Origin of the sequence: Microcystis sp. MC19 (genome assembly GCF_003019735.1) — a bacterium.
Taxonomy (GTDB): Bacteria; Cyanobacteriota; Cyanobacteriia; order Cyanobacteriales; family Microcystaceae; genus Microcystis.
The window spans coordinates 1,064,382-1,078,144 of record NZ_CP020664.1 but is presented as its reverse complement, the minus strand read 5'-3'; the positions used below and the strand labels follow the sequence as shown (position 1 = coordinate 1,078,144).

Genomic DNA, 13,763 nt, shown 5'->3' with positions numbered 1-13,763 from the left:
CAGCAAGTCCACTTTCTCACTTTCCCCACCCGTGACCTTTTTCCGTTAGATTATAAATGGATACAAAACTTAACATTTTATCCAGAATCTACCGAGAGGGCAGACCGTGCGGCCAGATACCCTAGAAAATAACCAGCATTCAGCCGATAATTCGCTAGTTCCCGAAGTTATCGCATTTAATCCCGAAATTGAGCCAGAGAAAACCGAATACTCGCCAAAACCGACAAAAACCAACTCTTGGCTATCGGGAAGAAAGGGTTTATTTATCGGTGTGGGATTGGGGGTTTTATTGACCCTAGGGGCGACTCGTTTCGCTAATCGACCCCAAACAGCCCAAAACCCCAATACTCAGCCCGTAGCGGCAAAAAATGAGGCACCGGCACAAACAGTAACCACCACTAGGGTAGAATTTACTCCCGTGGCCCGCACCCTGAAAGCGACTGGAAGCGTGGCAGCCGATGAATTAATCCCGATTCTTTCCCAAGCGACGGGACTACAAATCAAAGAAATCTTTGTCGATGAGGGTGATATCGTTAGCCAAGGTCAAATTTTGGCTCGTCTCGATGATACCGTCCTACAAGCGCAATTAACCCAAGCACAGGCTAATGTCGCCCAATCCCGATCGCGTTTGGCAGAATTGCAAGCGGGTAGCCGTAAAGAGGAGATCGCTAGAGCTAAACAAACTATTCAACGCATAAAAGCCGAAATTAGTCAAGCTCAATCGGATTGGGATTTGGCCAAAAAACGCGTCCAGAGAAACCAAAGTTTAGAAGCGGAAGGAGCGATCGCCCGGGATCGTCTCGATGAAGTCCTCAACGAAGAAAGAAACAAAGCGGCGATCGTACAACAGACCCAATCTCGTTTAGGAGAAGCAGAGCAGCAACTGGCACAATTGCAAGCTGGCAATCGTCCCGAGGTGATCGCCCAAGCTACAGCCCAATTAGCGGAAGCTCAAAGCCGTTTAGCCATTGTTAAAGCCCAATTAAACGAGACGCGCCTGATTTCTCCGGTTAGTGGCAAAATTGCCGAAAGAAATGGCCGCATCGGGGATACCACCAACGGTCAAAATGCTCTCTTTAAAATCATCGAAAACGGCCGTTTAGAGCTAAGATTGCGGGTTCCTGAGAATCAATTGCCCTTAATCCGCGTCGGAGCGCCCGTTACTATCACTTCCGATGCTAATAGCAGTTTAAAATTATCGGGACAGGTGCGCGAAATTAATCCCATCGTCGATGAGGCATCCCGTCAAGCAACGGTTAAAGTCGATTTAACTGACAATACAGGGTTAAAACCGGGGATGTTTTTACGAGGTGCGATCGTAACGAATACTAGCAATAGTTTAACTGTCCCCATGACCGCAGTTTTACCCCAAAAAGATAATCAAGCTCTAGTTTATTTAGTGGAACCTGATAACACTGTTACCGCCAAAACTGTGCAATTAGGTCAAATTATGCCCAATAACCGCGTGGAAATTCTCACCGGTTTACAAGCGGGCGATCGCATTGTGGTCAAAGGGGCAGCCTATCTCGGTGATGGCGACAAAATTACAGCAATCAGCGATCAGTAATCAGTAATCAGTGATCAGTAAACAGTAATCAGTAATCAGTAATCAGTAATCAGTGATCGGTAGCGGGGCAAACGGATGGAGAGTAAAGTTTATGATAAAGCTTATAAATTTGCCATTAGGATTGTTAAAGGCTATAAATATTTGTGTGAGACTAAACAAGAATATGTTTTGTCAAAACAGCTATTAAGGAGTGGCACTTCAATCGGGGCTAACATTGCCGAGGCTAATGGAGCTATTTCTCAAGCTGATTTTCGAGCTAAAATGTCAATAGCTTATAAGGAATGTCTAGAAACAAAGTATTGGCTGTCTCTATTGAAAGACACGAATTACATAGAGGAAAGAGCCTTTCAAAGTATCAATGATGATGCGGAGGAAATTGGTAAAATGCTTTGGGCTATTCTAAAAACCTGCCAAGAAAATACCAAAAACCAAAAACCAAAAACTGATAACTGATAACTTACCCACTGATAACTGATAACTGATAACTGATAACTGAAATTATGGCTTTTAATATTTCTAATTGGTCTATCAAAAATCCCATTCCGACGATCCTGATCTCCCTGGTTATGGCCTTAATGGGATACATTGCCTTTCTAGGATTAGGGATTGATCGCTCTCCTAATATTGACATTCCGGCCGTGATTATCACCGTTAATCAACCCGGTGCAGGTCCAGAGGAATTGGAAACCCAAGTCACCAAAAAAGTCGAGGATGCGGTGGCTGCTTTGGGTAATATCGATCAAATTACTTCTACCATCAACGAAGGCAGCAGCACCACCACCGTTAACTTTATCCTTGGCACTAACAGCGATCGCGCTACCAATGATGTACGCAATGCCATAGCCCAAATTCGGCAGGATTTACCCCAAGATACTAATGATCCAATTGTCCAACGTTTAGAATTTGCTGGGGGTGCGGTGATGAACTATACCATCTCCTCCCCGAAAAGATCGATCGCCGAATTAAGTGATCTAGTTGATCGTCAAATTGGCCGCGCTTTAACGGGAGTGCCGGGGGTAGCACGAGTCGATCGCGTTGGGGGAGTCGATCGAGAAGTGCGTGTAGATTTAGATCCCGGCCGTCTGATCGCCTACGGTATCACGGCCACGGCGGTTAATGAGCAAATCCGCAGTTTTAATATTAATTTACCCGGAGGGCGCTCGGAAATCGCCGGCAGTGAACAAACTGTCCGCACCCTCGGCAGCGCTGAAACGATCGAAGATTTGAGAAATTATCAAATCTCTTTACCTAACGGTGATAGCGTCCCCTTAAGCAATTTAGGGACAGTTAGCGATAGTTCCAGTGATCCCCGACAAATGGCCCTTTTAGATGGGCAGCCAGTGGTGGGTTTTTCGATTCTACGGGGGACTGGCAGCACCTTGGTGACGGTAGAAACAGCAGTACGCCAAGAAATCGAGAATTTAAAGAAAAAACTGCCCGAAGATATTAAATTTCAATTAATTTTTACCCGTGCTGACTCAATTCGTGCTAGTTACGAAAGCCTTCTTAGCGATCTCCTGATTGGTTGTATGATGACGGTGATCACGGTGGGTCTATTTTTAGGCAATTGGCGCGCCACGATTATCACGGGTTTGGCCCTGCCTTTGTCCATTTTCCCGACTTTTTGGGTGATGCAGTCCCTAAATTATACCCTTAACGGTATGACCCTGCTGGCGTTAGCTTTAGCTTTGGGTAATCTGGTCGATGATGCGGTGTGTATGGTGGAGGACATCGATCAACATTTAGCTATGGGTAAAAAACCCCTGCAAGCGGCCTTTGATGCCTCAAAAGAGATTGGATTAGCTGTTTTAGCCAGTGCGGCGGCAATTATGGCGGTATTCCTGCCGGTTGCTTTTATGGGCGGTGTGCCAGGGCAATTCTTTCAACCTTTCGGCGTTACGGTGGCGGTTTCTACCTTGTTTTCCAGTTTGATCGCTGTCACCGTCACCCCGATGTTAAGTGCCTATATTCTACAGCCGAAAAAGCTCAAAACTGGTGATAATAATCCCTCCTCGCGCCCCCGTTTTCGTCCCTACAAAAGTTTGTTAACCTGGGCTTTACGTCATCGAATCCTGACTTTATTGGCGGCTTTGGCCTTTTTTATCGGTAGTTTACAGTTAGTTCCCTTGATTCCAAAAGGGTTATTTAGTTCTGGGGATACTGGATTAAGTACGATCAGCATAGAATTGCCTCCCGGTGCGACTTTGAATGATACTGTTGCCGTGGCCAATCAGGTGAATAGTTTACTGCAAAAAAATCCCGCCGTCGCTAATGTTTTGGCTATTCCGGGAGATTCAGGACGGGTAAATACCGGGTTAATATATGTTAATTTAGTTCCTAAGGAACAGCGATCGCTAACTCAACGGCAATTTGAGGAACAAACCCGCCGGGATTTTCAGAAGATACCGGGAGCAAGAGTGACTTTTCGGGCGCAGGGGGGAGCAGGAAGCACTAAGGATGTCGCTATTATTTTAAAAAGTGAAAATGGCGATATTTTAACCCAAACTGCCCAAAAATTAGAGCGAGAAATGCGGGCTTTACCCGGTTTTGTCGAGGTAAGTTCCGGGGTAAGTTTAGTTAAACCGGAGATTATTATTCAACCGGATCCCGTCCGGGCTGCTGATCAGGGAGTCTCGGTCAGAGCGATCGCCCGTACTGCGTCTTTAGCTTTAATCGGCGATAATGAGTTTAATTTAGCTAAATTTAACCTTGCTGACCGACAAATTCCCATCCGGGTAAAAATTGCCAACGATGGACGCAGTGAGATAGAAACTCTGCAAAATTTGCGCGTTCCTAGCAGTAATGGGACGTTAGTACCGCTTAACTCGGTGGCGACAATTAGCTTAGGTAGTGGACCTGCGGAAATTCAACGCTTTAACCGTCAACGTCAGGTTAATATTGGAGCTAATTTAGAGGGAGTTTCTTTGGGAAGTGCGGTGACACAAATTCGCACTTTACCAATCATGAAAAACCTACCCCCAGAGGTGACAGAAGAACCCTTTGGTGATGCTCGCATTATGCGCGATATCTTTGCTCGTTTTTTGGGGGCGTTAAGTTTAGCAATTATTTCTATCTATGGGATTCTGGTCTTGTTGTATAACAATTTTCTCTATCCCCTAGCGATTTTAACTTCCCTTCCTTTATCGATTGGTGGTACTTTAATCGCTCTTTTAATTACCCAAAAAGAGTTAGGTTTATACGCTTTAATTGGCATAGTTTTACTGATGGGGTTAGTCACTAAAAATGCGATTCTGTTGGTAGATTTTGCCCTGAGTGGCATTGAGTCAGGGAAACCGCAATTTAAGGCGATGATTGATTCGGGAGTCTCTCGTTTACGACCAATTATTATGACCTCCGTTTCCACAGTTGCCGGGATGTTACCGATTGCTTTAGCTTTAGGTGCAGATGGGGAAATTCGCGCACCGATGGCGATTGCCGTTATTGGTGGTTTTACCACTTCCACCCTATTAACTTTGGTGGTTGTGCCGGTAATCTTTACTTATATCGATAGTTTTTACTATTGGTTGCGGGGATTGTTTGTTAAACAAAAACCTAAGTCGATTTAGTACAGAAAACGGGTTTCTCCGAGAAAACCGTTTTCTACTCATGCACTCGTGCAAAAAGGGGAATAAATAATCAGTCTTTAATAACCAGATTTAGTAGTAAAATATCTCTCTGAAAGCTTGAGAAAAAACCCAGAGAAACTTACCCATGAATCCCTTGACAGTCACAGATAAAACTCTATCTCTTCCCCCCATGGGCTGCGGTACTTGGGCCTGGGGAAATCGTCTTCTCTGGGGTTACGATGAGAGTATGGATAGCCAGTTACAAGGGGTTTTTAATCTCTGCGTCGAGCGGGGTGTCACCCTATTTGATACGGGAGACTCCTACGGCACAGGCAAACTCAACGGACAGAGTGAGAAGCTATTAGGACGCTTTACAGGGGAATATAGCGGTTATAACGCTGATCATATCCGTATTGCTACCAAAATCGCCCCCTATCCTTGGCGTTTAACCCGTCATGCCATGGTGAAAGCTTGTCAAGCTTCGGCAACCAGATTAGGCCGCCCAGTGGATTTAGTGCAAATGCACTGGTCAACGGGCAATTATGCGCCATGGCAGGAGGGAGGATTATTAGACGGATTGGGGGATTGTTTGGAAAAGGGGTTAGTTAAAGGGGTCGGTTTATCCAATTTTGGACCGAAAAGATTGAAGTCTGCCTATCAAAAGTTTGCCAGTCGCGGCATTCCTATCACCAGTTTACAGGTACAGTATTCTCTCCTTTCTACTTATCCTCTCACTGACTTAGGATTAAAGGAACTATGTGATCAATTTGGTATTAAAATTATTGCCTATAGTCCCTTAGCTTTGGGGTTATTAACGGGGAAATATCGAGATAATAAAAACTTACCCCCTGGATTACGTCGCTTCCTTTTTGGTCAATTAATTCCCGCTATTTCGCCTCTGATAAGTTGTCTAGAAGTTATCGCCCAAGCTAAAAATAAAACTATTAGCCAAGTTGCCTTAAATTGGTGTATCTGTAAGGGAACAATTCCCATCCCCGGAGCTAAAAATGTTCGACAAGCTGAGGATAATTTAGGGGCTTTAGGATGGAGTTTAGACAGTGGGGAAATAGCAGAATTAGATAAAATTGCCGCAGGTTTGGATAAAAAAATGGTACAAAATATCTTTCAAACTCAGTAGGGTTGGCTGAAAAAGTTTGTTGGTGGGGTGTGGAACGAACCACAAAGACACAAAGGACGCAAAGATTGATCGCTTATAAGTTAAACTGATCAGACAAAGAATAAGAGAGCCAATTTCCCCCCGATTACTCGAAGAACTGGCAATTTTTGAGGTCAAAAAAGCCTAAAGATATTGTCCAACAAGGTTTTTAGATTTATTCAGCAAACCCTACTTATCTTGAGAGACCAATTTTAAGCTAGGACGGGGTTGGATTGTTCCCCCATAAGCGACGGCAGTGTGAGGAGATAGGACAAGATGAGGAGATATCCCCAGGGAAATTCGATAGATTTCCCCAGCTTTATCCATTAATTGCTGTTTAACTGGCTCTTTCGGCAAATTTTGCCGCCAAGCTAGGGGAATCCCCTCGATACCGTTGTACAATCCCGCCCAAATTCCCGCTAAAGTGGTGGTTAATTGCCGTTGATAGGGACTAAAATTAGCACGACGCACGCTCACGGCGAAATCCTCGCTCGTTTGCAGAAAGGTATAGAGAGAAACTGCGATCGCAATTCCTAAAGGTGAGCTATCTTGCACCCAAGTCGATAAAGTGGACTCTAGGGGACGATTTTGCCTTAAAGCTGACTGAATCTGCTCTAATAGCTTATTCTTGGGGTTAATAGTTAGTAATTGCCCGATTAACTGATTTAAAGGCCTTTTTCCCTGTAATAACAGACCCACTGCCTCTCCCCAAATTATCGCTTCTTGTCGGGTTAACTGGGAAATTAAGCCCTTTTTCAGCCAAAAATTTAATCTAGCTTGCCAACGTTCCCCATGGTCAGGCCAGGTTAAAATCTCCGGCAACAGCACAAATAATAACGCCGATTCCGACCGATCCTTAGCTGCGATCGCGAGTGAAAAATCCTCCTGAGATTGCAGAGCTTGCAAAAGCAGGGTCGTCCTCGGTGTAGCCTCATAGTTAAAGGCTGGTATTAGGGGTTGATTATGCAAGGATTCCCCAATATATGCCCCGATTAACCCTCCCTGAAGGCGATCGAGGGGTGAAAAGACCTTTTGCATAAATTAGCTCAATTTGCCCGGTAGGTGACTTCCCCGACTTTGCCCAGTTGCCCCAGTTGTTTAGCATTGGCATTATTAACGGCAACGTAAACCCCGCCGGCATTACCCGCTCTCACGGTTAATTCTCGGTTTGCTTGCCAAGTGCGATGGGTTCCCTGGGGCAGCACACCCTCAAATTCTGTCTTGCCATCCACCACCACCCGCAGCCAGCAGTCATCCTCCAGTTTTACCCCCACCACCAGCTGCTGATTATTACTGGTTTTGTTGGCTACCGGTTGAAGGGGATTGCTTTTCCGTTGGACAATTTGCTGTTGTGGCAAGGAAGGCGGCGGTAAGCGATTCGATTGCAGTACCGATTTTTGCAGGACGTGGGATAGGGTTTGTACGGAACCAATAACTAAGATTAAATAGAGAAAATAGAGATGAATCGGGCGAATTTGAAGACTTGGCAGCGATAAAGAGGGTTTTGTTCCCCTAAAAAAGTTATTGACCTTGGTGGGAAAACGCCGGCTAATCGTCTCACCATCCAGGGACAGACTATCAGCAAATTGTTTGATTAACCAACGAATATAAATCGGTTCGGGCAATGCCTCCAAATCCCCCGCTTCCAGTGCTTCTAGGCGATGGCGCGGGATTAGGGTTTTCTGGGCAATGTCCTCGAGAGAAAGGGACTGTTCTAGGCGATTTTTTTGCAAATAAACGCCGATTTCCAGTAATTTGGTTCGCTGTTTATGCTGGGGATCAAGTTGTGATTGGAGAAGGCGAAACATATCGCTATTAGGGGCTGACTTTCAGCTTAGTTAATCTGGTTCTTTAAATATTTCAGTTCATCAAGGGTTAAAAAACGGTAATCACCCAAGGGTAAGGGGGAATTATTACCAGAGTTTAGTTGAATACGACCGATGGCACTGCGATGAAGTTTCAGGACGCGATGGCCCAATTCTTCCGCTACAGAGCGAATCTGCCGATTTCTTCCCTCCACTAAAATAACTTCTAGTAGGGTTTTTTGGTCGGTTTGCTTGAGGATCTCAACCTGTGCGGGTAAGGTTTTTTTTCCCTCTAAGAGGATACCTTCTCGCCAACGCTGGAGAGCAAGTCTATCAATGGCACCATCTAGCCAAACCCGATAGGTTTTGGGCAAATGATAACGGGGATGGGTGAGGGTGAGGGTCAGTTGACCGTCGTTGGTGAGGAGTAAAGCCCCAGTGGTGTTGATGTCCAACCTGCCTACGGGATGTAACCCAGTCCCGCCAGCGAGGGAGTCGGGCAAAAGGTCGATTACTGTCGGCCGGTTTTGTGGATCCTTACAGGTAGAAACCACGCCAATGGGTTTGTTGATCAGTATATACAATCTTTGGGGACGATTGGCCGGTTCAATTTTTTTTCCGTCTATCTCTAGGTGATCTTTTTCGGGGTCGGCTTTTTCTCCTAACTGCACGATTTTGCCATTCCGTCTCACTCGTCCGGCTACGATCATCTCCTCCGCCCTTCTTCGGGAGGCAATTCCCCACTGGGCAAGGATTTTCTGGACTCTCTCCGCCATTTTTTTTTAGTTTTTAACCCTTTCTATCTCCTATTATAGGCATCCTAAAAGGGTTTTTTCGCCCAAATAGTGAAGAAAAACAGTCTTTGTCGGGAGCATCTCACCTTTGCAATAAGTAGAAATGCTTAATGAGATCAATAAAAAAGTTAAAAAAGGCAACCATTTAGATAAGCACAGCGATGACGAAGGACTTGCGGTACATTACAAGATTGCCAACTTGCACCAGTAATTTTAAGACGATGAGCAATTTGTTTAATTTTTGATTCGACGGAGCCAGAGCCAATGGAAATCCCCTCTGCCTGCAAATAACCATAATTGACAATTCGATGTTTATGCTTGTTTAAATAAGTAATAAAATTCTCAACTTGCGGCTCTGACCATCCTTCACAACAAGAGATAGCGGCGTCCACGTCCCCCTTCCATAGAAAACATTTTACCTCCTCAATTCGCTGGAATGACCCGCCAACTTTATAGAGGTTTTCGATTAAATGATACCAATCCAATATTTCAATTCTTTCCTGTTTCTCTCCGATCTCACGAAATAAATTCCAGATACCATCATGTCCATCTCCTAAACAAATTAAAGGCTTGGCCAAAACTTGAGAATTAACCAAATCTAATAAAGCTGAGTTATCTTGAAAAAAAGCCGCTACCCCCAGTTGATGAAAACTCACTGCTTTATAATCACGCCAAATTAAGGCTTTTCCCTTGGCAGTTCTTAGTCGTACCTTACCGCCATCTAGGCTCATTTCTTCCACTTCCACTTCTGGGTTAGACGGTAATTCTTCAAAAGCATATCGATGTACGAGGCGTTGTTGGGTACTGTGAGAAACAGCAATCCCTGTCAATGATTTGATTTTCTGCGCCGATTTTTCGTAGGATTCATCGCCACTTAATAGCAAACAGTTCTTCTCTAACATTGGACTCATCGGGAGCATCTCACTTATGCAATGAGTATTAATACTTATAGCAGTCAAAAACTAGAAAATCTTCAACTTGATCACAAAGAGAAATGAGATTATAATAGTTATAACTTACAATTCAGAATAGCTCTCGATGGGAGGAATAATTCAATGTTATCAGAAAATGAAAAAAGAATTAAAGAGTTATGTCAAGAGTTAGGGCAATGTCTCTATGAGCAATCCCAAATTAAGAAATTTAATAACTTGGGAGAGATAGAGGAGACAGTCAGAGATTTAATGATTCATTATGTTAACCCAGAAATCGGTATTTTTTTGTCAAAACAAGCACAGAAGAAACTGCCGGTCGGACGAGAAAAGTGAAAAGTATTTTGGGGGAATTACCAATTACAGAAAAACAAGCGAAAAAATTAGAAATAAAGTCTCGGACTCAGATGAGTCCAATGTTAGAGAAGAACTGTTTGCTATTAAGTGGCGATGAATCCTACGAAAAATCGGCGCAGAAAATCAAATCATTGACAGGGATTGCTGTTTCTCACAGTACCCAACAACGCCTCGTACATCGATATGCTTTTGAAGAATTACCGTCTAACCCAGAAGTGGAAGTGGAAGAAATGAGCCTAGATGGCGGTAAGGTACGACTAAGAACTGCCAAGGGAAAAGCCTTAATTTGGCGTGATTATAAAGCAGTGAGTTTTCATCAACTGGGGGTAGCGGCTTTTTTTCAAGATAACTCAGCTTTATTAGATTTGGTTAATTCTCAAGTTTTGGCCAAGCCTTTAATTTGTTTAGGAGATGGACATGATGGTATCTGGAATTTATTTCGTGAGATCGGAGAGAAACAGGAAAGAATTGAAATATTGGATTGGTATCATTTAATCGAAAACCTCTATAAAGTTGGCGGGTCATTCCAGCGAATTGAGGAGGTAAAATGTTTTCTATGGAAGGGGGACGTGGACGCCGCTATCTCTTGTTGTGAAGGATGGTCAGAGCCGCAAGTTGAGAATTTTATTACTTATTTAAACAAGCATAAACATCGAATTGTCAATTATGGTTATTTGCAGGCAGAGGGGATTTCCATTGGCTCTGGCTCCGTCGAATCAAAAATTAAACAAATTGCTCATCGTCTTAAAATTACTGGTGCAAGTTGGCAATCTTGTAATGTACCGCAAGTCCTTCGTCATCGCTGTGCTTATCTAAATGGTTGCCTTTTTTAACTTTTTTATTGATCTCATTAAGCATTTCTACTTATTGCAAAGGTGAGATGCTCCCGGACTCATCTGAGTCCGAGACTTTATTTCTAATTTTTTCGCTTGTTTTTCTGTAATTGGTAATTCCCCCAAAATACTTTTCACTTTTCTCGTCCGACCGGCAGTTTCTTCTGTGCTTGTTTTGACAAAAAAATACCGATTTCTGGGTTAACATAATGAATCATTAAATCTCTGACTGTCTCCTCTATCTCTCCCAAGTTATTAAATTTCTTAATTTGGGATTGCTCATAGAGACATTGCCCTAACTCTTGACATAACTCTTTAATTCTTTTTTCATTTTCTGATAACATTGAATTATTCCTCCCATCGAGAGCTATTCTGAATTGTAAGTTATAACTATTATAATCTCATTTCTCTTTGTGATCAAGTTGAAGATTTTCTAGTTTTTGACTGCTATAAGTATTAATACTCATTGCATAAGTGAGATGCTCCCGTCTTTGTCTTGGGTTCCCTGACTATTTTTCCTTTTTCCTACGAAAATGTTATTAAATCTCATGTTAGTGTTGCCGCTAGTTTCGCTCAAGAAAATCTCACCTTATGGACTCTCTTACAAAGCGTCCTACAGTACGAACCAATTTATATAATCGTGACAGCGATCGCTATTATAGCGATGGTTTTTACCCGCAACATAATACCACTTTTACCGCCGTTGGTCTGGTTAGGTTCTAATCTGTTCAGATTTGCTACAGTCGCCCCAATTTGGCCTCATTATTATATCCACTTAATTATTCCCGCCGTTTGGATAATTGCCTTGTTTGTCGAACAGTTAAAAATTAGTGATAGTCTCGGTGAATTTAGGCAAAATCGAAAAATAACCCGGGAATTAGTTCTCAAAATGCTGATTTTTCTACCACTGTCTGGCCAATTTCTCTTTAATACCTTGAGAATAATCACCAATCGTGATCCTGCAATTAATGCCTACGTTCAATTTAATAAAAGGTATAAACCTCTTTTGGCAGAAGCTGTGTTTGAAAAATTTAAAAACTCCGATAAACTTCTGTTAACCGATAATCCTCACTACATATATCAATATTTCTTGAAAACACCCCCAGAAACTGCCGTCATCACCAGAAAGAGATTTATCAATCAGAATCTCGATGGGGATTTTATCCTAGAAGTTATCGAAAAAAGACAGCCCGATTTGGTTTTTCTCTATCGATTTGAAAAGCAATTTCTGCAATCACCAAAACTCAAGGATTATTTAGAGAAAAATTATATCCAGTTTCCCGATCAGCAAGAAAAAGGAACTCTCTTTATCAGTCCGAAAACTTGGCAAGAATATCAAAGTAAGGCTAATTAGAAATTGTGGACGGGGACTATTAACGTTTTTTCTTTTTTACCGGTTTTTGAGTAACTTTTCGAGAACGTTTATAGGCCGATCCGATCCAATCACTACAACTATGACTCATCGCCCCTAATTCTAAACCCAGGAAAATAGCGATCGCTACCCGGGGATACTGTTGCAACCAAGTGATCGCTTGCTGCGGCCACAGTCGCCAATCCCAGTCTATACCCCAGAAACTTTGCAGGATCGGAATGATCACGATCGCCGCTAGTAAAAGAAAACTACCAAGATAAAATAACCGAAAAATTGTGCCGATCAATAAACCGTGGGATAACCAACCGCGATGACGGATCATGGAACGATAGGGTAGCCACAACCAGCGCAGATAACCCCAACGTTTGTACTGTACCGAGTGGATGTCAAGATCCGGTCCAAACAGAAATCCGCTAAACAAATAACTGGCCAACAGTAACAAGGTTAAGTTACCACTGCCACTGACCAAAAAACTCGCCCCCGCAATCGGTAGCAACAGAATTAGGGTAATGCGATCGTGAGTTCGACCAGAGGGCATCGGAAAAAAATTAACTCGCTCAAAAAAATAATATACTTTTTTGAAAATATGTGTTATACTGAGAAAGTGCGAAATTGATTCGGGCGTTTAGCTCAGTGGTAGAGCGCCTGCCTTACAAGCAGGATGCCGTAAGTTCGACCCTTACAACGCCCATTTTATTAGATTCTTGCCTCGTCAAGCTTTCAATCCCGATCGCTGGGTTAGATTAAAACTATTGAGGGGAATTGCTGCGGGAAGGCAAAATTGCGACTATTTGCTAGTAAGCTAGTCAGTAGGTACTAGGATTAATTCATCGCGGCACACCGGTTATATGGCCAATTGGAAATGTATTAAAAATTGTGGAGCTTGTTGTCAACTAAATCCCGATGAGCGTCCTGACTTAGAAGAATATCTGACTCCCGCACAATTAAGTCAATATCTCAGCATGGTTGGGGAAGAAGGTTGGTGTATACACTTTGATCGCCAAACCCGTCTCTGTACGATTTATGACCAGAGACCAGAATTTTGTCGTGTTCAACCCGATATTTTTGCCAAAATGTATCAAATTGAACCGGGAGAATTTGAGCAATTTGCGATCGATTGTTGTCATGAACACATTGAGGATCTTTATGGGGAAGATAGCCTAGAAATGAATAGCTATCGTCAGCAAGTAGGCTAAGATTTACCCCCATCCCAGAAATAACTCGGACGGGGAAGAAAATAAGTGGTCTGGTTATTTTTCCTAGCTTTTTGATGGCTAAACCAGTAAAATTACGGAATTGATTGTTTCCCTGTTGAGGAGAAGTCTATAGGAAACTCAAAACCTCTAGAGGTGCAGAGTTTGGGTTCAGGACAGGGAAAAAATAT

The 13,763-nt window shown here is 43.1% G+C and carries 10 protein-coding genes, 1 tRNA gene and 3 pseudogenes; 8 read left to right on the top strand and 6 right to left on the bottom strand.

The genetic code is table 11. From position 1 onward, the window contains the following. Window positions 1–106 precede the first annotated feature (106 nt). From B5D77_RS05520 to B5D77_RS05505, 4 genes are all read left to right on the top strand, one after another. On the top strand, window positions 107–1,567 hold the full coding sequence (locus B5D77_RS05520) for an efflux RND transporter periplasmic adaptor subunit (RefSeq protein ID WP_008205098.1): 1,461 nt from the start codon (window positions 107–109) through the stop codon (window positions 1,565–1,567). Window positions 1,568–1,642: 75 nt separating this feature from the next. Beyond that, a complete protein-coding gene (locus tag B5D77_RS05515; RefSeq protein ID WP_008205096.1) occupies window positions 1,643–2,020 on the top strand; it encodes a four helix bundle protein in 378 nt (125 codons plus the stop codon). 47 nt (window positions 2,021–2,067) lie between these two features. Continuing rightward, window positions 2,068–5,133: an efflux RND transporter permease subunit gene (locus tag B5D77_RS05510; protein WP_106908431.1), complete on the top strand. Its 3,066-nt coding sequence runs from the start codon at window positions 2,068–2,070 to the stop codon at window positions 5,131–5,133. Window positions 5,134–5,278: 145 nt separating this feature from the next. Then, on the top strand, window positions 5,279–6,271 hold the full coding sequence (locus tag B5D77_RS05505; protein ID WP_106908430.1) for an aldo/keto reductase: 993 nt from the start codon (window positions 5,279–5,281) through the stop codon (window positions 6,269–6,271). 207 nt (window positions 6,272–6,478) lie between these two features. Here B5D77_RS05505 and B5D77_RS05500 read toward each other — a convergent pair whose 3' ends face one another. From B5D77_RS05500 to B5D77_RS05485, 4 genes and pseudogenes are all read right to left on the bottom strand, one after another. Next, a complete protein-coding gene (locus B5D77_RS05500; protein WP_008205090.1) occupies window positions 6,479–7,327 on the bottom strand; it encodes a hypothetical protein in 849 nt (282 codons plus the stop codon). An 8-nt stretch (window positions 7,328–7,335) separates the two neighbouring features. Continuing rightward, window positions 7,336–8,097, bottom strand: a complete 762-nt coding sequence (locus B5D77_RS05495) for a RodZ domain-containing protein (protein ID WP_106908429.1) — start codon at window positions 8,095–8,097, stop codon at window positions 7,336–7,338. A gap of 26 nt (window positions 8,098–8,123) precedes the next feature. Beyond that, a complete protein-coding gene (locus tag B5D77_RS05490) occupies window positions 8,124–8,870 on the bottom strand; it encodes a pseudouridine synthase (protein ID WP_106908428.1) in 747 nt (248 codons plus the stop codon). A 146-nt stretch (window positions 8,871–9,016) separates the two neighbouring features. Further along, window positions 9,017–9,802 (bottom strand): annotated as a pseudogene (locus B5D77_RS05485) (ISKra4-like element ISMae43 family transposase); the annotation flags it as partial. A gap of 141 nt (window positions 9,803–9,943) precedes the next feature. Between B5D77_RS05485 and B5D77_RS05480 the strand changes: the two are divergent. Beyond that, window positions 9,944–11,007, top strand: a protein-coding gene (locus B5D77_RS05480; protein WP_106908108.1) for an ISKra4 family transposase whose coding sequence is annotated in 2 segments (ribosomal slippage) — window positions 9,944–10,100 and window positions 10,100–11,007 — 1,065 coding nt in all. Because the reading frame shifts where the segments join, the coding sequence is not laid out codon by codon here. Window positions 11,008–11,043: 36 nt separating this feature from the next. On the opposite strand, the pseudogene B5D77_RS05475 reads toward B5D77_RS05480, so the two are convergent. Continuing rightward, a pseudogene (locus B5D77_RS05475) lies at window positions 11,044–11,351 on the bottom strand (ISKra4 family transposase); the annotation flags it as partial. Window positions 11,352–11,494: 143 nt separating this feature from the next. Between B5D77_RS05475 and B5D77_RS05470 the strand changes: the two are divergent. Next, a pseudogene (locus B5D77_RS05470) lies at window positions 11,495–12,361 on the top strand (glucose-6-phosphate dehydrogenase); the annotation flags it as partial. 19 nt (window positions 12,362–12,380) lie between these two features. Here B5D77_RS05470 and B5D77_RS05465 read toward each other — a convergent pair. Continuing rightward, entirely contained in the window at window positions 12,381–12,917 is a 537-nt protein-coding gene (locus B5D77_RS05465; protein ID WP_106908427.1) for a metal-binding protein, read from the bottom strand. Window positions 12,918–12,998: 81 nt separating this feature from the next. Between B5D77_RS05465 and B5D77_RS05460 the strand changes: the two genes are divergently transcribed. Together B5D77_RS05460 and B5D77_RS05455 are read left to right on the top strand one after the other, a co-directional pair. After that, window positions 12,999–13,070, top strand: a tRNA-Val gene (locus B5D77_RS05460). A gap of 157 nt (window positions 13,071–13,227) precedes the next feature. Beyond that, complete coding sequence (locus B5D77_RS05455; RefSeq protein WP_002800396.1) at window positions 13,228–13,575, top strand: YkgJ family cysteine cluster protein; 348 nt, start codon at window positions 13,228–13,230, stop codon at window positions 13,573–13,575. Window positions 13,576–13,763: the final 188 nt, after the last annotated feature.

Excerpts from the sequence above, each read along its gene's own strand:
- B5D77_RS05465 (WP_106908427.1), bottom strand. The coding sequence starts at position 12,917 with ATGCCCTCTGGTCGAACTCACGATCGCATTACCCTAATTCTGTTGCTA.
- B5D77_RS05455 (WP_002800396.1), top strand. The coding sequence starts at position 13,228 with ATGGCCAATTGGAAATGTATTAAAAATTGTGGAGCTTGTTGTCAACTA.
- B5D77_RS05495 (WP_106908429.1), bottom strand. The coding sequence starts at position 8,097 with ATGTTTCGCCTTCTCCAATCACAACTTGATCCCCAGCATAAACAGCGA.
- B5D77_RS05510 (WP_106908431.1), top strand. The coding sequence starts at position 2,068 with ATGGCTTTTAATATTTCTAATTGGTCTATCAAAAATCCCATTCCGACG.
- B5D77_RS05505 (WP_106908430.1), top strand. The coding sequence starts at position 5,279 with ATGAATCCCTTGACAGTCACAGATAAAACTCTATCTCTTCCCCCCATG.
- B5D77_RS05500 (WP_008205090.1), bottom strand. The coding sequence starts at position 7,327 with ATGCAAAAGGTCTTTTCACCCCTCGATCGCCTTCAGGGAGGGTTAATC.
- B5D77_RS05490 (WP_106908428.1), bottom strand. The coding sequence starts at position 8,870 with ATGGCGGAGAGAGTCCAGAAAATCCTTGCCCAGTGGGGAATTGCCTCC.
- B5D77_RS05515 (WP_008205096.1), top strand. The coding sequence starts at position 1,643 with ATGGAGAGTAAAGTTTATGATAAAGCTTATAAATTTGCCATTAGGATT.